The organism is Algoriphagus aquaeductus (assembly GCF_003253485.1).
Classification (GTDB): Bacteria; Bacteroidota; Bacteroidia; order Cytophagales; family Cyclobacteriaceae; genus Algoriphagus; species Algoriphagus aquaeductus.
Map to the genome: position 1 here is coordinate 1 of NZ_QKTX01000028.1, position 19,521 is coordinate 19,521.

Consider the following 19,521-nt stretch of genomic DNA (forward strand, 5'->3'; position numbering starts at 1 on the left):
TCATCTACCTCAGATTCAGCCGGTGTATTCGGGCAGAAATCCAGATCGTCAGTCACACCATCGTTGTCGGAATCCTTTTGAGAATCCGAGCAGCCGTCGCCATCAACTGGGGTACAGAATGGTGTATTTGGACACAAATCCAAATCATCAGTTACTCCATCCGCATCAGTATCTTTTTGGGAATCCGAGCAGCCGTTTTCATCTACTTCAGATTCAGCCGGTGTATTCGGGCAGAAATCCAGATCGTCAGTTACTCCATCCGCATCAGTATCTTTTTGGGAATCCGAGCAGCCGTTTTCATCTACTTCAGATTCAGCCGGTGTATTCGGGCAAAAATCCAGGTCATCAGTTACGCCATCGTTGTCGGAATCCTTTTGAGAATCCGAGCAGCCGTCGCCATCAACTGGGGTACAGAATGGTGTATTTGGACACAAATCCAAATCATCAGTTACTCCATCCGCATCAGTATCTTTTTGGGAATCCGAGCAGCCGTTGACGTCTACAACAGCCCCTTCAGGTGTATTTGGGCAAAGGTCCAAGTCATCGGTCACACCATCTCCATCTGAATCAGGACTGGTGATTTCTCCGTCATTAACTATAAAATCAACAGGAGGGAGGTAATTGCCTAAATCATCTCCACTGAGTGTATAAGATACAGTGATGGTTTTTCCGGTTCCGATGGTAGGGTTGTCATACACAGCTGAAGCGGAAGCAGATACTTGATCCTCTTCGATCACATTGAAAAGAGTACCTGCAGTGACCGCAGCAGCATTATTACCATCAAATACTTTGGATTTGGTCAGGGAAGGTTGGGAGACGGTAAGCTGCCTCTTGGTGATGTCTGCAGTTAAAATAGGCTGGCCTTCAAGTTCGTATTTGTCAGCATCTGCACCTGTAAGAGTAAAATTGCTGGTAACCGTAATGCCCGTTCCGATGCTTGCTTGTGCAAAAACTCCCACAGCGGCATTGTATAGCATGACTTCATCTCCTTCGACAATTTCCCCTGATAGTTGGGCATTGCTGATCACTGCAGCGGTAGTTCCATCGTAGGGTTTGTCTTCGGCATTTGCGTTGATGACCTGAAGGACAATTTTAGCGGACGCTTCTCTGGTGATGGTCAGCATATAAGTTTTGACATCCCCGTTTTCAGCGATAACCGTGATTTCAAACACATTTTCTCCGAACTTCAGAGACTGATTTGGAAGAACATAACCAGGTCCTTCTAAATACATTCCATTGATCCAAATCTCAGATTTTGAATCCACTGGGAATGCAGTAATATCAATTGAATTTATCCCACTCTCCACGACCAAGGTATATTCCAAAATAGCTGGATCAAATTCTGGAAGAACATCTCCGATATTCGTGAATAGATCATACAAATCATTTACAGCCGAGAATTCCTCGATGTCGCCGTTTATGGTCAGAATTAAGGAATCGTCTTCAATTCCAGTGATTCCATTTGCAGGATTGGCTTCGGAAACGATGATTTCATAAGAGCCTGAAGCGGTGTGGGTATACCAAAAGTTGGCAGAATAACTACCGTCCGGAATTGTAATCTGGGAAATTAGCTTGCCGGAACTTGATGCATCTTTGAACAATCCATCCGTAACAGATAAGTAAACTATTTGATTTCCATTTGTGACCAGATTGCCATAAGCGTCACTTCGGGATACAGTCAATTGTGTCAATTCTCCCGCATTGGTTTCATTCTCCCCGCTCAAAGTCAAAATTGCTGTAACATTTGGGGAAATCAAGGAGACGGTCGTCTCTCCAAAGGCCAACGGATCTTCTGAACTGATCGCCGTGATTTTGTGATTGGTGCCAGCTGTTTGAAGGCTTATTGAGTGATTATCCAGGACCCCATTTGTAAAAACTGGGCTTAACCCTCCTCCCGAAAGAATATAAGAGGTGGATACTAAAGTTACTCTAGAACCAAAAGTAGTTACAGTATTCCCACCTCCAGATGGGGCATCTTTTGCGTTGATTTTAATTGAAAAGGGAATTCCTGCAGTTTGATTATCAATTGCGGTATCGTTTGGCTCGGTGATGCTGAAACTCATCACACCTGTTGCAATCACTGTATTGGACGGGATACTTTCTACACCTGAAACAGTGTTGGTAGCATAAATTTCAGCCCCGCGATAAATATCTTGAGAATTGATTCCCAATAGTGTCCAAGAGGATCCCGAGGTAGTTCCAATCGGTAATCCATCTACATAAACTGTCACTGTACCCAATCCTGCATTCCCACTGATAGAAGTTTGCCCAGCTTGAACCGATCCAATAATAACCGGTGCTGATGGACGTGATGCGGCTACAGTAACTGGATCTGATGCAGTGGATTGTACCTTCCCGTTAGCCGTAGCTCTTGCAGTTAAGACATCTCCTGCGGAAAGAGTAAGATTCAAAATTTCCCAAAGGCCAAATGCATCCACTGTTGCAGTTCCAATCAGTGTAGAACCTGATTTAAAAAGAGAAATTTGTGTTCCGGGAAGTTCTGCAGAGGTTCCCGAAACTCTCAAATTCGAGCCTGCCAAGTAGGTTCCAGAAATTGAGGGCTTTGCTGTTGGAGTGGTTGTGCTTATTACTGTTACCTCATTTGAAATATCTGATAATCTGCTTGTAGAAACGATTCCCTGAGCCCTTGCATTGACTCGGTCGCCTTCCAGCAAACCACTAGCGCTAAAAATACCTGTTGAGCCATTAGCCACGCTGCTAATCGTTCCTTTTTCTACTCCATTGACAAAAAGAACCAAATTTGCAGCCGCCGAATGATTGTTTTGGACCGTAATATCTCGACTTCCTGTACTGGCAAGAATTGGATTAGTTAAGATAGACGGAGCTGTGGTTTTATTGGTGGTGACAATTGAAGAGTTTTGAAAAACTACTGTATTACTATATTGGGAGGTACAATTTCTAAAGGTGATGGTAGCTACGAACGTTCCACTTAAATTTCCTGAACCTCCAACGGCATAATTCAATTGGCCATTCGTTCCAATGGCGGTGGCAGTACCTCGAAGGGTAAAGGTATTTACAGCGGTTTGCTCAAAAATTCTTACTGTGGCAGCATCGTCCCCTGAAGTAACCGGAGTCACTCCGGAAGGCCAATTCCATGTAACAAGAACTGTAATAGTTCCAGAGTTAGTGGCACTTACAATCGTTGGCCTCTCTACAAAACAACTCTGCACTCCAATAACTTCAACTGTATTCGAAATATTTGATGCTGCCTTTCCACTACCTGTTGCAGTAGCAGTAATTAAATCACCTGCAACTAATCCACTTACTCCGGAAAGCGTCCACTGGTAGGAAGCTACTGATGTAGTACCAAGTAAAGATCCATTTTTATAAACTGTAATTAGAGATCCATTTAACTCTTGGCTCGTCCCTGAAATCGCTGTAGACGAGATATTTATAGGAGCATTTACAGAAGGGGTATAAGATAAGATTTGCCCAAAACTCCCCCCATCACCTAGAGTGGCTAAATCCACCGGAGGAAAACTACTAATCAGGTCAAAATAGATAGCTAAGGTGTTGCCACCATACAACCGATCATCTATGCCATCAACGTCTGAAGATGTACCGCCTATACCACTTTGGGCAGAGGTAATAGTTGTTGCCACAAAGCGAACTGGTGTACCCGCAGGTATCTCCAACTCACTATAAGGAACAAAAAAATCATAAAAATAATCTGGATTCCCATTGTTTGTACTTAATGCAATGGATCGTTGGTGGAAAGCATCCAGATCAAATGATTTAGAAGTAGAAGTTCCGGCAGCTACATTATGAGTATAAATTTTAACTCCTACTCCTGTTTCTAGAACAATTTCTTTTTCAAATCCAGGGTTGGCACCTGTTCCTGAAAACGCCAAATTACTGTCAATCAATAGAGAATACCCTTTTCTGGCAGTAGAAGCTCCTCCGAGTCTGAAACGTATTACAAAATAATCAATACCATTGACAGTTTTCTTCAATACAAAAACCGAATTTCCTCCATCGACACTGACCACATCAGTATGACCTCCAGTGCCTCCAGTAGATGGATCACCATAGGGTTCCTGCATGAAATTAGGTACAGGAATCATGGGGAGCTCAGAAAACTCTCCATAATCTTTTATGGTAAAACCTGCTGAGGTGAGAGATGTAAATCCATCTCCATTTGGATCAAGGACTGATTTACCTAGTGCAGTACTGGATGGCTTATAGATCAGGCCGGGAGTTTGAGCCCATAATTTTACTATTGTCAAAGATCCAAAAAGGAACAGTAAGACAGTACTTCGGAAAATGGAATTCTTCCATTTATCCAAATTCAAAATTGCTTTCATCTACTGGGATAAGTGTGGGTGACAGAAGGTACTTGATAAAACCTATATCTAAGATTAATGCACTTATTGTGATGTTGTAAAGCTACATCAGCTCTTAATTATTAATTGAAGCAAAGCTAAATTGATAAAGTACTAATTGGTGCGGTTACCTTTCGCACTTTATTAACAAACAATGACAATACTTAAAAAACTCTTTACTCAATGAAATATGATTTGACATATATAAAAATGAACCTTAAATAGATCATGACATTAGCTCAAATCACATAAATTGAATTATGTGATTTGAGCCAGTACAATTCCTTTTATAGTCTTTATAAATATTTTTTGGGGTAAGTTTGGCTTTACCTACTGAAGTCTTGCCTGTATCTCCTGAATCAGACCATCATACTTTTTGAGGATACGAGCCCAATCGGTAAACTTTTCGTCATCTTTCACAGTGACATTGGATTTACCGTCCAAAAAGGCCTCCTGACTGACCAATTTGACTGCATAGGCCAACTGATTGGAGTTGCCCCCGCTAGATACAATCACGCGAGTACGGATGATGCTGGATTGGAAATTTTGTACCTGCCAAGAAGTAGTCAAATATCCGGTATTGTAATCAACCGTTTCCAAAATATCGAAATAACCAGTGATGATCGAGCTGAGAATTCTCCAGGCTTCTTCGGGTGCCAGCCCCGCTCTGACAGGTACAGTAATTCGTACATTGGCCAAATCCGAGGACACGGAGGACGTGTAGGCTTCATCCACCTTCATTTCCAGAAAATCTGTCAAAGGAGGCTCCTGCATATTGGTTTGATTACAATAATTTTTGACGTATCGGATAAACCCATCTTTGCTTATCCGCACCTCCACACAGGAATTTTTAGGCACTTTAAGGTCATACGCCCCATTTCCCACTCTTTTTCCGCCGATTTCAACCGCGGCATCATTGGGTGCGGTGGTGATCTTTACAAGTCGATCTTCCAAAACCGCCTTGTCGCGGATGGGAGGCTCCGGGTCTCCTTCCTTGTTACAAAACACTTTTTCAAAATTGACAAATCCATCCTTAGTCACCGTCGTGGTTACACAATCTCCAAATGGAATGCGGATATCCTGATTACCCTTACCCAAAGTCACCCCGTTGGTGGCCACAGTAGCATCGGCGGGTTGAACTTCCAATCGAACTTGTCTATCCCGAAGTGTGAAATGGTCTTTGAATGGAGGGGTTTCCTTGTCAGGCTGATTGTAATATACCTTGGTGACAGGGGCAAACCCCGGCTTTTTCACTTCCACTGTAAGGAAGCGATCTTTTTGGATGAATAGGTAGATTGCTTTGGTGCCAATCACTCTTCCATCGACCAGAATCTCCGCATCAAAGGGTTCAGCGGTGATATCTACTTGGCGAGTGTCCAAGGTAATTTTTTGTTCCTTGTCCCATTTGAGGTTTCGGTTATATTCCTTGACCACTGCCTGATAGCCAGGCTTGGTTATTTTGACGCGGTTTTTCGAATCTTTTTCGAGTTTTAACTCTACAGAACCTGTGCCCAACTCCTGCTTGTCCGAATCATCATAGTCGTTGAGCAAAATGAACTTTGCGTCACTATGATTCGCCTGTAACATTATTTTTTGGGAAAAAGCAGAAGCCGAGAAAAGGGTTAAAAATGAAATGGTCAGTAAATGTTTGAAATTCATACGTTTCAATCTGGTGGTTTTCTTCTGCAAATAATCCAATAAGAATTACTTATGCAAAGTATTACCAGCCAAAAAAGACAATAATTCTTAGCTCAGGTCCAGGCTTTCTTCAAAAAGTTCAACCAATTGCCTTGCATCACCTTTACCACATCCGATTCGGTGTAGCCTCTGGAGCGAAGGAGATCAGGAATTTTCTGTAAGTCAGCGATAGTTTCCAGATCAGCCGGACTTTGCTCCGTGCCAAATGCCCCATCCAAATCCGATCCGATCCCGATGTGATTGGCATTGCCGGCGACCTGACAGATATGATCCAAATGATCCAACACGGTAGAAATAGTCACATTCCGCTCCTTTGGTGTGCTTTTTCCCCTCACCCAACCCGGACTCAGCATCCAGGCATCAAAAGCACCTCCGATGACTGCGCCTCGATCGATCAGCGCTTTGATCATCTCGTCTGAAAATTGTCGGTTGTGATCGACCAGCGCACGGCAGTTGTTATGACTGGCCCAGACAGGACCTTGGTAAATCTCCAAGGCATCCCAAAAAGCCAAATCGCAAAGGTGGGTCGCATCCAGAATGATCCCTAGCTCATCCATTTTCTTTACCAACTCTTTTCCTTGCTGACTCAAAGGCGCGGAAGAATCTGTCCCAAAGGCATAGCGCCCGGGGCCATAATGTGCCGGACCTAAAGCACGAAGCCCGCTTTCATAAGCTTTTTCGAGGTAATCGAGATTCACTATCGAGTCAGCTCCTTCCAGCGAAAGGATAAATCCCACAGGCTTTTGGCTTTTGTCCTCACCTTGATTCCAGTGAGCCAAGTGGGCTTCCAACTCGGTCCAAGTTCGGATTTGGGTCATTTCGCCCTTTTCAACCATCGCACGATACCACGCCAATTGACCCTGAGTTTGGGCCCAAGCCTGTTCGGGTGAATGCCAACCCGGAAGAGGGTTTTCAGGAGCAACAAAGCGGGCGATCTGTGTCGCCACCACCAGCCCTACATTTCCTTTGCGCAGTTCAGGAAGAGAGACAGTCGCATTTCCCCGGTCGGGTTTGTCGCTCAGGCCTTTTTCACGGGCATTGATCTCGGCGACAGGTCGGGTGAGGTCCCGATTCCACTCGAGGGCATTCATACTCAGGTCGAGGTGCGCGTCTATCGTAAACATGGCTTAGAAGGCTTGAAGGACAAAAACAGTGGGGATTTTATGCAGATCAACGGGATGGTTTTTCCATTCGGCGATAGTCTTGGTTTGGATCATTTCATCCGCCGCGGTGAGGTTTTTGGCGATGCAAAGCTTGGTGTGAGGTGCCAAAGTGGAAAGTAAATCTTCCAAAAGTTGATTATTTCGGAAGGGTGTTTCCATAAAAATCTGGGCGCGCTTTTCCCGAATGGATTCAGCTTCCAGTTTTTTGATGGCGGCAGTTCTGTCTTTTTTATCGATGGGCAAATAGCCGTGGAAAGCAAAGGACTGTCCATTGAACCCGGAACCCATGAGCGCCAAAAACATGGAACTCGGCCCAGAAATCGGCACGACCTGAATTCCTTTTTGGTGGGCATAGGCTACGGCCAAAGCTCCCGGGTCGGCAATGCCCGGACAGCCAGCCTCAGAGATTATCCCGATATCCGCTCCATTGATCAGCGGAAGCATCAGGCGGGGCAGCTGCTCAGGCTTGGTGTCTTTGTCCAAAACTTCCAAGTGCAATTCCTCGATGTTTACCCCGAGTTTGAGGCTGGAAATATAGCGTCGGGCAGAGCGGGGATTTTCGACCAAAAAGATCTTGGTATGGGCAATGACCTCCTGCACTTGAGGCGAAATCACCCAATGGGCGGTGTTTTCGGCCAAGACACTGGGGATTAAGAAAAGCTTTCCTTTGGGCATGGGGCGAAATTCGGAAAAAAATCAGCAGGGGAGCGAAAATACCTTCAAAAACTCCATGCAACACGAAAATTATTTGAACATAACCCGTCTCATGCCATTACAGGATTTCCATCCGACTGAAAAGGCTGCTTTTGATTCGCTGACCAGTAATAGCTATCCTGTTGGGTCATCAATGATGTGGAAGTGAATAATAAAAAGGAAAGAAATAGAAGGGTTAAATTACTTTTCATGGGCTAAAAACTAGTCTGAAGTTGAATAATTCGTAATAATTATTTTAGGAGCCTTAATCAACACGTCTGCTGTGCAGTAAACCGAATCCCGATCTTTTTTTTGGTCAAAAAATCGATAATTAAAATAAATAATGCTGTCTTGTATAGGGTTTCCGGGAAATAAAACAACATTTTCTATTTGTAAACCTGTTGAGGAAATCGATCCTCCTTTAAGGTTTCCAGATTCTATCTGAATTACATTTACAAAATTACAAGATGGAAATTCTATTAGCCTTCCCTTCACACTTTCTGGCAAGGAGTCGTCTTCACAGGCAAAAAAAATAAAGCCTGTTAAAAACACCAGAATACTCTTAATCAGGGTTTTCATATCTTCCAAATTTATTTCTAAGACGATCACAAAGAATAATTCGTTAAAGTTCGAAAAGAAAAAAATGAAAGTTTCTTGGAAAAAGAGAACTAAACTCAACTGGGGATTGTAAGGAACCCAACCAATTCCAGACATGAGCTCAAGGGAGATTTTTGGGCTATACAACTGGGATATCAGATTCTCTTGAAGTAAAAACCGAATGTTTACCATTACCCAAAAGCTGTCAGAATTCTGGCAGCTTTTTTTGTACCTTTTTGGGTCATTATCCCACCCAAGCTATGAAGCCAAGTCAATTTCTCACCCTATTATTTCTTGCATTTTCCTTTCAAGTATCTGCCCAAAACCTCAAAGCCCTCGTCGGTGGCACCCTGATCGACGGATTTGGAGGTACGCCCATCCGCAATTCGGTTATTATTATCAAAGGCGAGCGGATCAAAGCTATAGGGCAAGTGGGCAGCTTAGCGATTCCGGCAGGCGCCGAAGTTATTTCCACCGAAGGAATGAGTGTTCTTCCGGGTCTTTGGGATATGCATGTTCACCTGATGCTGAATGGACACAGCGACTACACCCATTGGGACAGCACCTATATCGATGTCTTTGAGTCGGTGATCATGCCTTCTTCTGCGCATCAATTGCTCATGGCAGGAGTGACAAGCGCGCGAGACCTAGGCGCACCACTCGAAGCGAGTATCAACGTTCGCGAGCGGATCAAGCGAGGGGAAATCCCCGGTCCGACGATCTATGTATCCGGTCCATTTATCCAAAAAGCACCCTATCCTGGTACGGAAGCCTTCCGCTGGGGAGTGAATGGGGCCGCCGATGCACGGGCCAAAGTCAAAAAACTCATCGATGCCGGGGTGGATGTGATCAAATTGATCGATCAGGATCAAATGACCCTCGAGGAAGCCAAGGCAGTAGTCGATGAAGCGCATAAGTACGGGAAAATGGTCGTAGGCCACTCTCATCGACCCGACGAAATCCGCATCGGATTGCAGATCGGCGTGGATAATTTTGAACATACGGGTTTGAGTTCGGCGCCGGAATATCCCGAGGACATTATGCAAATGATGAAAGAGCGGGCAGCCAAAATGAACTTGGGGCCACTCTTCTGGACCCCCACCGTCGAGGGCTTGTTCAACTACGAATATGTCCGAGACAATCCCGAAAAGCTGGATGATACTTCCTGGCACTTAGGTTTGCCGGATTCGATCATTCGGGATATACGGGCTTCGCTACGCTTTCCGGGAAGGATGTCCTATTTCCAACTGACACCAGTGAGAAAGCCGACTCTGGATCGGAAGTTTGCGCAACTGAAAGAAAGTGGCGTGGTGATGCTCGTGGGTACGGACAGCGGTATTCCCATGAAGTTTCATAGCCAAAGCACCTGGAACGAACTCGATGTCTGGGTCAATCATTTTGGCATGGATCCGCTTCTAACGATTAAAGCAGCCACCTACTGGCCTGCGGTGGCGATGAAAGTGGACAAGGACTACGGGACGATTTCTGAAGGAAAATACGCCGACATCATCGCCGTGCGTGGGGATGTGATTCGCTACATCAACCTATTACAGGATGTGGATCTGGTAATGAAGCATGGGAGGAAAGTGAAGTGAAAGTCAGAAAGCTAAAGTCAGAAAGCTGAAAAAGGCAGTCGCAGTTGGTAGAAGTAGTGAGTTTGCAGTTTCAAGGCAATTTGTCAGGCTGAGCTGAGTCGAAGCCAATTTCCGTCTAAGTAAGCAGGAGGATAGAACCTACTGAGTATTCAGAAAAGAGGTGAGATCTGATGCAAATCTTACCTCTTTTTTGATTTACCACATGGCCTTATCCTATTTTCTACCACATTGGAATCCCTTGATAGTTCAAACCTGCAAGACGGCTAATTCGCCTTGTTAATCGAATTGACAATCACCAAAATCATCAGGTCTTTTTCCTCGGGTTTACTTAAAGCGACCATCAAGGTAATCGCTGCCAAGGCATTATTAGCTACTTTTGGATTCCCTTTTGTGTCTAGTAGGTAGTTGTTTTTGGCGAGATACCATACAAATAGCCAAGCAGCAATCCGCTTGTTTCCATCGGTAAACGAATGATTTTTCACCACGAAATAAAGTAAATGAGCTGCCTTTTCCTCAATGCTCGGATAAAGCTCCTTCCCGTCAAACGTTTGATTGATAGTGGAAATCGAACTTTGAAATGAATTGTCTTTTTCTCTCCCAAATAGTGGTGAACCGCCATACTTAATGCGCAGCTCTTCGATGGCTGACTTGGCTTCTGAATAAGAAATCTGGAAAACAGGGTTTCGGTCTACTTTACCCAATTCCAAGTTTTGCTTATCATACCCATCCAAAATATCCAACCCCATGGCATAGTCAGACAGGATATCGATGATTTCCCTGACTTGGGACTTTGAAAAATCTTCTGAAAGAGCTGCTTCACGAATCAATTTGAAGGACTGCTGAAGCTGAGAAAGTCTCTGCTGATTGACAGCATAGCCTTTAATGAGGTAGTCTTTTAATCGTTGGGTGGCCCACCTTCGAAATTCCACACCCATCGGTGATTTTACTCTATACCCAACTGAAATTACCACCTCGAGATTAAAAACTGAGATAGTTCTACTTACTTCTCGTTCCCCTTCCTTTTGAACCTGGCGGAATTTCCGCCAGGTTGAATTTTGGTCTAGCTCTCCTTCTTTATAAATATTGCGGATGTGTTCGCCAATGGTTCTTCTTGCTTTCCCATATAAGTCCATCAACTGCTGTTCTGTAACCCATACAGTATCATGTTCCCCATCCAAAATGATTTCAAATTCAGTTCCCGTTCGGGAGGACTTGAAAATCACTAGTTCATTTGTGGTAAAATCTGGCATTTCCATAAAAACAAATTACTCAGATTGAGAAAAATTTTATCATAAAAAAGTAGGCTTAATTAGTAAATGGAAACAAATCGAACTGTCTCAAAATTTGCAACAGCTCGATTTCTATCCCAAAAACCTCCTCATTTCCTCCACGACTGCATGAGGCTGCTCGGCATGGAGCCAATGGCCAGCATTTGTGATAAACTCGAGTTCGTAATTCGGGAAATGGGCCTCCAAGTCAGGCAAGTCCTTTTGCTGGATGTAGTTGGAATCGGCACCTGCGAGAAAAAGGGTTGGTCCTTCAAAAACAGCGCCTTCAGCCAAGGCTTCTCCTACATTTTCAATCTTTTCGGTAATGACCTTCAGATTAATCTTCCAGGCAAAGCCATCTCTGTCCCGAGTCAGACTTTTCAGCAAAAACTGCCTTACACCTAGTTCCGGAATGTACTGTGCCAACTGATCATCTGCTTCTTTTCGGGATTTGATTTCCTTCAGGTTCAGGGAATTCAATCCTTCCAAAATCGTCTGATGGTGAATGGGGTAAAATCTTGGGGCGATGTCAGCGACGATTAGTTTTTCGACCCGCTCGGGATAGGTTACAGCAAAGTTCATCACCGTTTTCCCACCCATGGAGTGCCCCATGAGGTAGATTTTTTCCAGTCCTTCGTCATCGATAAGTTCCTTCAAATCCTCCACCATGACGGCGTAGTTCCATTCCTCGGAATGGGGAGAGTCTCCATGATTTCGCTGATCGACGAGATACAAGGTGTAGTGCTCGACCAGTTCCTTGGCGATGGAAAACCAGTTGTCCAGCGAACCAAAAAGTCCGTGGAGAATGACGAGAGGAGGGCCTGAGCCGGATTTTTTATAGTTAAGCTTCATTCAAATTTCGATTTATCAATAAGAAGGTCATGATGAAAGATTACCTTTTCAATGGTAAAATATCAATCACCCCTTGGTAAATGACTTTTTTAACCGCAAAGTTTCGCAAAGAAAAAAAGGAGCAGAAAAAGGAGTTGTAAGAATAGACCTCAAAGCCTTTCCCTTTTTCAACCCTTTTCAAGAACCCAAAGAAAAAAGCCAAGGCTTTTTTACTTCCAATCACAGGCTTGTTAGGTGCCTTTACACCTCGGGTAGTGTCAGTAATAGCCGAAACTGGAAATTTTAGAAATTGGGAACCATCCGCCTAAGGGATACTAATTTTCCAATCTTCTAATTTTTCAATCCGCCACGTCGGACAAGTTCCTTCAATCACTCAAATCTCCAACTGCCTTCTGTACATCTGAATCGTATTTTCCAATCCGTAGTACAGCGCATCGCAGATTAGCGCGTGACCAATGGAGACTTCCTCTAAAAAGGGAATCTGCTGCTTGAGGTAGGCCAAGTTATGCAAGTCCAGGTCATGTCCTGCATTCAGTCCCAAACCCAATTCTCGGGCGATATGGGCTACATCCAAATAGGGTTTCACGGCCTTTTCCCGATCTTGATGATAGTGTGAAGCATAAGGTTCAGTATAGAGTTCGACCCGGTCGGTGCCCGTGAGCCTGGCGGGTTCGAAATACTTTGCCTCTGGATTGATGAAAATGGATACACGCGTGCCGATTTCTTTGAGCTCGGCCACGATATCTTTCAGCATACTCTGATGAGCGATGGTATCCCAACCGGTATTGGAGGTAATTGCATTCGGCGGATCAGGGACCAAGGTTGCCTGTGCAGGCTTCACTTCACGGATCAGTTGCATAAATCGCTGGTCGGGATAGCCCTCAATGTTGAACTCCGTCGTCACCACTTTTGCCAAATCCACTGCATCCTGATAGCGAATGTGCCGCTCATCAGGTCTTGGATGCACGGTAATCCCCTGTGCACCAAATCGCTCGCAGTCCAAGGCCACCTTGACCACATTGGGATTGTTGGCTCCACGGGCATTGCGCAGGGTGGCGATCTTATTGATATTTACACTCAGCTTTGTCATATCGGCAAGGAAAAAGGGGTATTTTTACCCGGTATTGAATTAGTAACACAAACTTAGGACGAATGAGTTTAAAGCAGAATGTAGAAGGTCAAATAAAATCCGCCATGATCGCCAAAGACAAGGTGAGATTGACCGCATTGCGTGCCATCAAATCGATGATTTTGTTGGAGGAGACCAAAGAGGGTTTTTCCGGAACCTTGAGTGCGGATGACGAGATGAAACTCCTGACCAAAGCCGCCAAGCAGCGGAAAGACTCCGCCGATATTTATGAGAAGCAAGGCAGAGCCGACCTTTTGGAAGTGGAATTGGCTGAGTTGGCCGTCATCCAGGAATTTTTGCCAAAGGCCTTGACTGATGAGGAATTGACTTTTGCTATTCAGGAAATCATCAATGTCACCGGTGCTGCCGGTCCAAAGGACATGGGTAAAGTAATGGGCGTGGCAAGCAAGCAACTTGCCGGAAAAGCGGAAGGCAAGGCTATTTCTGAAAAGGTAAAATCCCTGCTCAACAGCTGATTTGGCACCGATTGACATCGTCATATTGATCCTGATCGGATTGGGAGCCTATGAGGGCTACAAGAAAGGCTTGTTGCTGAGTATTGTGGGGCTCATAGGCTTTGTTTTGGCTATCATCCTTGGGGTTTACTTCATGGATCCGGTGAGTAAATGGCTTGCGTCAAAGCTGGATGAACTGACATTTGCCTTTCCGATTATGGCCTTTCTGATTGTATTTTTTCTCACCTTGCTTATTGTCAATCTTGCGGGTTGGGTATTGAAAAAAATGATGGATATGATCCTGCTTGGCGGTTTTGACAGCATTGCCGGTGCTATTTTGGGAATAGTCAAATCCGGATTTTTCATCAGCCTTTTTATGTGGCTTTCGCTACAGTTTGATCTGAAATTACCTAAGGAGTGGCGGGCCAAAAGCGAATACCTCCAATACATCGAGCCACTCGCGCCGAGTGTGATTTGGGTGCTGGAACCTATTTTCCCCAAAGTCAAGCAAGTCATCGAGACCATGGACGAGATTGTGAAAGAGTTCAGAAAAGATGCTGCTGCTGATTGACAATTTTGACTCATTCAGTCACATCCTCGCCGATCTGATCCGGCAAACCGGCCAAGAGTTGATTATCAAACGGAATGAGGTCTCCTTGGAGGAAATCGAAAAGATCGATTTCAAGGGCTTGATCCTTTCACCCGGACCGGGGATACCGGCCACATCAGGCAATTTGATGCCCATTCTGAAAAAGTATGTCGATCAAGTTCCCATCCTCGGCGTCTGCCTCGGCCATCAGGCGATTGGGGAATTTTTCGGAGCCAAATTGGTCAAAAACGCCGTGCCTACCCATGGAAAAGTCCACACCATCCGAAAGTCCCAACCTCACTTTTTCACTCAAAATCTTCCCGAACGTTTTCAGGTCACGCGCTACCATTCGCTCCAATTGACCAATTTGCCAGATTGCCTAGAATCGATATTAGAGACAGAAAGCGGGGAAATCATGGGAATGGCACATCAAACCCTGCCCATTTTGGGAATCCAGTACCATCCCGAAGCCTACCTGACCCAATATGGAATGGACATCATCCAAAACTGGCTCCGAACGCTAAAGGCTTGAACTGTTTAACTAATTAATTTAGTCGAAGTAGAGAAAATATCTGATATTTTTACTAGTGCACTAGAGAACTTATCGGATAATATCCCTAGTGAGGATAAAAAGATTAGTTAAAAATTACCAAACTGGATAGGGAGGTAAAACTCAAATAGTACGAAATTGAACTTCAGAAGCACTTTAAAGGAAATTTGAGCGGAATAGAAAAATCACCGTCACCTCAAATCAATCACCTCGATCCCGGGGTGCTTTTTCACATCAAAAACAAAATAATCCGCCGGTAGGCTTGGAGCTGCTTTCATGTTTTTGAAGGAGTACGAAAACACGCCTCCCTGACCGTCAAACATCTCCCAGCCAAGCAAGTCTTTGGTAGCCTTATCCACCATAAGCTTTACTTGCTTGAAGGGCGCATTGGCCTTGAGAGCGGTCAGTTCCACCACATTCACAGCCTTACCCTGATAGGTCTTATCTGCTAAAAGCTTGTAATTAAAGCCGGTTTGGTACATTTTATAGATGTTGGAGGGCGTCAACTCCCCTTCCATCTGCGTGGCGTCATTGATGGTAACTTCTTTATAGGAATTCGTTTGGATAAAGGTCCAGACTGTCTTGCCGTCGTTGTAGATTTCCTGATCGGGGAGTTTAAGACGGTATTTTTCTCCGCTTACCGCAATCTCTCCGGTTTGACGGTCGCCTGCGCCACCTCCATCCTGAAAAGTGTAATCAAAGCTGGCAGTGAAGCCTTTCATGCTTTGGTACTTTTGGCTCATGCCGTCAAGGACTACTTTAGCCTTGGGATCTTTTTGAGCAAAGCCCTGAAAAGACACAGCGGTCAGCAAAAAAAGAGAGAAAAGAAGGATGTTGAATTTCATGGAATCACGCTGCCGGAACTGGGAAAAGCAGCGCTTACAAACTATTCAATAACCGTTCCAAACTGGCTTCATCCTGAATGAGCACTTCCCTGGCCTTGGATCCTTCAAAGGGTCCGACTACTCCTGCCGCTTCCAATTGGTCCACTATTCGACCAGCTCGGTTATAGCCTAGCTTGAGCTTGCGCTGAATCAGAGAAGTACTTCCCTGCTGATGGAGCACAATCAGCCGTGCTGCCTCATCAAAAAGAGGGTCACGATCGGCTAGATCTATGTCTTTTGCCGATCCATCTCCATCTTCCCCTTCAAACTCTGGCAACAAATAGGCAGAAGAGTACCCCTTTTGCTCTCCAATCCAATCGCAAATATGATCTACCTCTGGTGTGTCGAGGAAGGCACACTGGATTCGTGTCATTTCAGAACCGTGGGAAAGGAGCATGTCCCCCTGACCAATCAGTTGATCAGCACCTCCTGCGTCGAGAATGGTACGGGAGTCGATTTTGGAGGTCACCCTAAATGAAAGTCGGGCGGGGAAGTTGGCCTTGATGATACCCGTGATCACATTGACCGAAGGACGCTGCGTAGCAACCACTAAGTGAATCCCGATCGCCCGTGCCAGCTGTGCCAATCGGGCAATCGGCGCTTCGATTTCTTTCCCAGCCGTCATCATCAAGTCAGCCAACTCGTCGATCACCAGTACGATATAAGGCATGAAATAATGCCCTTTTTCCGGATTCAGCTTTCGGGCGATAAACTTGGCGTTGTATTCCTTGAGATTTCGACAGCCCGCATCTTTTAATAGGTTATACCGATTATCCATCTCAATACAAAGGGAATTGAGCGTGTAGATGACCTTTTTGGTATCGGTGATAATGGCCTCTTCCGATCCCGGGAGCTTGGCGAGGAAGTGTCGTTCGATCTTATTAAACAGCGTCAATTCCACCTTTTTAGGATCGACTAGGACAAATTTGAGTTGGGATGGATGCTTCTTGTAAATCAGGGAAGCCAAAATCATATTCAACCCTACCGACTTACCCTGACCCGTGGCACCGGCCATCAGGAGGTGGGGCATTTTGGCCAAATCCGCCACAAAGACTTCATTGGAAATGGTTTTACCCAATGCAATAGGAAGATCCTTATCGGACTTCATGAACTTTTCAGTTCCCAAAACAGCCCGTGCAGGCACCAACTCCCTGTTTTTGTTGGGCACCTCGATACCGATGGTTCCTTTACCCGGAATAGGGGCAATGATACGGATGCCTAATGCCGCCAAACTCAGGGCAATATCGTCTTCCAGATTTTTGATTTTGGAAATCTTTACCCCAGGATTGGGGACGATTTCATACAGCGTCACCGTGGGACCGATCGTAGCCTGAATACCCTGAATCCCAATTTGAAAATTTTCCAGTGTGGTGACGATTTTGTCCTTGTTTTCCTCCAGTTCCTGACGGGAAACAGTCACCTTCTTGACATCATACTCATTGAGCAAATCGAGGGTAGGATATTTGTATCTCGGCAAATCCAAGGTAGGATCATACGGGTCCAAGTTCTCCACTTCTTCGGCAGTTTTCTCGAGTTCGGGAGCCTTTTGCACCGTGAAATTTCCTTCCTTAGAAGATCTAGCGGAACTTCCCTCATCCAAAAGATTGACTTGGGGTACGTCGAAAATATCCTCCTCTTCGGCTAGATCCTCTTCCGGGTAAGTAAATGAAAGTTCAGGTGAAGATGTCAGGGGAGTAGTCCCTTTTGACTCAGGCACACTATTATCCAAGTCGATGGGGGCAGTTTTTACTTCCCATTCACTTCCATCATCCACAAATTCTTCCTCCTCAATTTCTTCATTTTCCACAGCCTCATCCAAAAAGGGATTTGGCGCTTTGCCTCCAGCTTTTGGTTCGAGTGGCAGATCTTCCTCGCTTTTTTCTTTCGGAGAAAACCAATTCAGCTGTTGAATACCAAAAAACAGCACCACGAAAATCAAAAACGCACCTGCAATGAGAATAAAAGTGCCCATCCCCAGAAAATCATGGGAAAGCTTGGCCAATTCATATCCCAAGCCTCCGGAAAGGAAACTCCAATAGGAATATCCCTCCACCAAAATGACAGCATATCCTGTCAACAAGCCTAACCAAGCGGTGAAAAACAGGGAAAAAACCGCAAAGCGAGTCAGCGATACCAATGAAAACTTAAATGTCCACTTAAACCCTAACAAGAAAAGAAATGGAGGAAAAAGGAAGGCTGCTATACCAAACCACCGATAGATCATCCAATTTGCGGCCTGAGCACCGAGATAGCCTACCCAATTTTTTGACTCTCTGGCAGATTCGCGAATTTCCTGATCGGGATTGTTCATGACCAAGCTTTGATCCTGAGGCCCATTGAGCATGTAGGATACAAAGGCAATAAACAAGAAAATACTGATCGAAATCAGAATGATCCCAAACGTGAGTCCGAGCTGTCGGGTATCGATCTTGCCAACAGAGAACAGCGGCTTCCTAGGTTCGGAAGGAGCCTTTTTGGTGTTCTCGGATTTCTTACGAAAAGTATTGGATTTGGGTGAATCTGATGCCATCTAGGGTTGAAAGTACGAAAATAAGTTTAGCCAAAAGGCCGAAGAAAGCCAACTTACCGGGAAAAATATGCCAGAAGTCCTTTCTTGATCTTTTTGATCAGACTGGGTCCCTCATAAATCATGCCCGAGTACACCTGGACCAAGCTCGCTCCGGCTTCCAGTTTTTCGATAGCATCTTCTGCAGAAAAGATCCCGCCTACTCCCACGATCGGAAATGCCCCTTTGGACTTCTGATGCAGGTATCGGATCACCTCGGTACTTCTTTTTGCCAAGACTTTTCCGCTTACCCCACCTGCTCCGATCGCTTCCACTTGATCCCTTGAAGTGCTCAATTTCGAACGGTCGATGGTGGTATTGGTCGCGATGACTCCATCAATTCGGGTCTCTTTTACGATATCAATGATGTCATCCAGTTGCCCATCGGTGAGATCAGGGGCAATTTTCAAAAGAATAGGTTTGGGTTTGACTTTTTGATCGTTTGCCGATTTTACAGCAGAGAGCAATTGCTTCAAGGGTTCTTTTTCCTGCAAATCCCGGAGATTGGGCGTGTTTGGCGAACTCACATTGACTACGAAATAGTCCACATAGGGATGAAGCGCTTCTAAGCAATAGAGGTAATCATCCACCGCATTTTCGTTGGGGGTCACCTTGTTTTTACCAATATTCCCCCCTACAATCACATCTGACTTTCGTTTTTTCAATCGCTCTACCGCTTCAGCTACTCCCCCATTATTGAAACCCATCCGATTGATCAGCGCTTCATCCTGAGGAAGTCTGAAAAGGCGGGGCTGAGGATTTCCTTCCTGAGGTTCTGGAGTCAAGGTACCGATTTCAATAAATCCAAAACCCAACATGGCCATCTCATCGATCAGCTTGGCATCCTTATCAAAGCCAGCAGCTAAGCCTACCGGATTTTTAAACTTCAATCCAAACACCTCACGCTCCAAACGGGGATCTTCCAATTCAAAATTCAATTTCACCAAGGAATGGATGACTGGCAGGTTGAATGTCAATTTGGTCAGATCAAAGGTGAAATGGTGGGCGTCTTCAGGTTTCTTGAGAAAAAAGAGGGGTTTGAGCAGGGATTTATACACCGATAAGTGGATTTGGTAGGAATCCCAAAGTTAGGGATTGATGCTTGAATTTTTGGAAAGTAAGTGTATATGAAACCAATG

15 protein-coding genes are annotated in these 19,521 nt (G+C 45.0%); 4 read left to right on the plus strand and 11 right to left on the minus strand.

Translation table 11 applies throughout. The annotated features are described in order from the left end of the window. From CLV31_RS21130 to CLV31_RS21155, 5 genes are all read right to left on the minus strand, one after another. On the minus strand, positions 1 to 4,325 hold a 4,325-nt coding region (locus tag CLV31_RS21130; protein ID WP_181452691.1), incomplete at its 3' end, for a YDG domain-containing protein. Between the two features lie 348 nt (positions 4,326 to 4,673). Beyond that, entirely contained in the window at positions 4,674 to 6,002 is a 1,329-nt protein-coding gene (locus tag CLV31_RS21135; RefSeq protein ID WP_111395080.1) for a hypothetical protein, read from the minus strand. 92 nt (positions 6,003 to 6,094) lie between these two features. Next, on the minus strand, positions 6,095 to 7,165 hold the full coding sequence (locus tag CLV31_RS21140; protein ID WP_111395081.1) for a dipeptidase: 1,071 nt from the start codon (positions 7,163 to 7,165) through the stop codon (positions 6,095 to 6,097). Between the two features lie 3 nt (positions 7,166 to 7,168). Continuing rightward, positions 7,169 to 7,879 carry an SAM-dependent methyltransferase gene (locus tag CLV31_RS21145; protein WP_111395082.1) on the minus strand — a complete coding sequence of 237 codons (711 nt, stop codon included), beginning with the start codon at positions 7,877 to 7,879 and terminating at the stop codon, positions 7,169 to 7,171. A gap of 240 nt (positions 7,880 to 8,119) precedes the next feature. Then, positions 8,120 to 8,611, minus strand: a complete 492-nt coding sequence (locus tag CLV31_RS21155) for a hypothetical protein (protein WP_146250954.1) — start codon at positions 8,609 to 8,611, stop codon at positions 8,120 to 8,122. Positions 8,612 to 8,754: 143 nt separating this feature from the next. On the opposite strand from CLV31_RS21155, the gene CLV31_RS21160 reads away from it, so the two are divergent. After that, positions 8,755 to 10,089 (plus strand): amidohydrolase family protein, encoded by a 1,335-nt coding sequence (locus CLV31_RS21160; RefSeq protein ID WP_111395085.1) that lies wholly within the window; start codon positions 8,755 to 8,757, stop codon positions 10,087 to 10,089. Positions 10,090 to 10,352: 263 nt separating this feature from the next. Here the strand turns inward: CLV31_RS21160 and rhuM are convergent, their stop codons facing one another. The 3 genes from rhuM to CLV31_RS21180 form a co-directional block, all read right to left on the minus strand. Next, positions 10,353 to 11,345, minus strand: a complete 993-nt coding sequence (gene rhuM, locus CLV31_RS21165; RefSeq protein WP_111395086.1) for a virulence protein RhuM/Fic/DOC family protein — start codon at positions 11,343 to 11,345, stop codon at positions 10,353 to 10,355. 105 nt (positions 11,346 to 11,450) lie between these two features. Beyond that, positions 11,451 to 12,209 carry an alpha/beta fold hydrolase gene (locus CLV31_RS21170; RefSeq protein WP_111395087.1) on the minus strand — a complete coding sequence of 253 codons (759 nt, stop codon included), beginning with the start codon at positions 12,207 to 12,209 and terminating at the stop codon, positions 11,451 to 11,453. Positions 12,210 to 12,582: 373 nt separating this feature from the next. Continuing rightward, a complete protein-coding gene (locus tag CLV31_RS21180) occupies positions 12,583 to 13,299 on the minus strand; it encodes a pyridoxine 5'-phosphate synthase (RefSeq protein WP_111395089.1) in 717 nt (238 codons plus the stop codon). A gap of 62 nt (positions 13,300 to 13,361) precedes the next feature. Between CLV31_RS21180 and CLV31_RS21185 the strand changes: the two genes are divergently transcribed. From CLV31_RS21185 to CLV31_RS21195, 3 genes are read left to right on the plus strand one after another with little or no spacing between them, the layout of a single operon-like run. Then, positions 13,362 to 13,814, plus strand: coding sequence for a GatB/YqeY domain-containing protein (locus tag CLV31_RS21185; RefSeq protein WP_111395090.1), 453 nt, complete (start codon positions 13,362 to 13,364; stop codon positions 13,812 to 13,814). A gap of 1 nt (position 13,815) precedes the next feature. Next, positions 13,816 to 14,364 carry a CvpA family protein gene (locus tag CLV31_RS21190; RefSeq protein WP_111395091.1) on the plus strand — a complete coding sequence of 183 codons (549 nt, stop codon included), beginning with the start codon at positions 13,816 to 13,818 and terminating at the stop codon, positions 14,362 to 14,364. Continuing rightward, positions 14,348 to 14,914, plus strand: a complete 567-nt coding sequence (locus tag CLV31_RS21195; RefSeq protein WP_111395102.1) for an anthranilate synthase component II — start codon at positions 14,348 to 14,350, stop codon at positions 14,912 to 14,914. The genes CLV31_RS21190 and CLV31_RS21195 overlap by 17 nt, the downstream gene beginning before the upstream one ends. Positions 14,915 to 15,123: 209 nt before the next feature. Here the strand turns inward: CLV31_RS21195 and CLV31_RS21200 are convergent, their stop codons facing one another. From CLV31_RS21200 to CLV31_RS21210, 3 genes are read right to left on the minus strand one after another with little or no spacing between them, the layout of a single operon-like run. Further along, positions 15,124 to 15,777, minus strand: a complete 654-nt coding sequence (locus CLV31_RS21200; protein WP_111395092.1) for a LolA family protein — start codon at positions 15,775 to 15,777, stop codon at positions 15,124 to 15,126. A gap of 34 nt (positions 15,778 to 15,811) precedes the next feature. Then, a complete protein-coding gene (locus CLV31_RS21205) occupies positions 15,812 to 18,346 on the minus strand; it encodes an FtsK/SpoIIIE family DNA translocase (protein ID WP_111395093.1) in 2,535 nt (844 codons plus the stop codon). A 53-nt stretch (positions 18,347 to 18,399) separates the two neighbouring features. After that, positions 18,400 to 19,440, minus strand: a complete 1,041-nt coding sequence (locus CLV31_RS21210; RefSeq protein WP_111395094.1) for a quinone-dependent dihydroorotate dehydrogenase — start codon at positions 19,438 to 19,440, stop codon at positions 18,400 to 18,402. Positions 19,441 to 19,521: the final 81 nt, after the last annotated feature.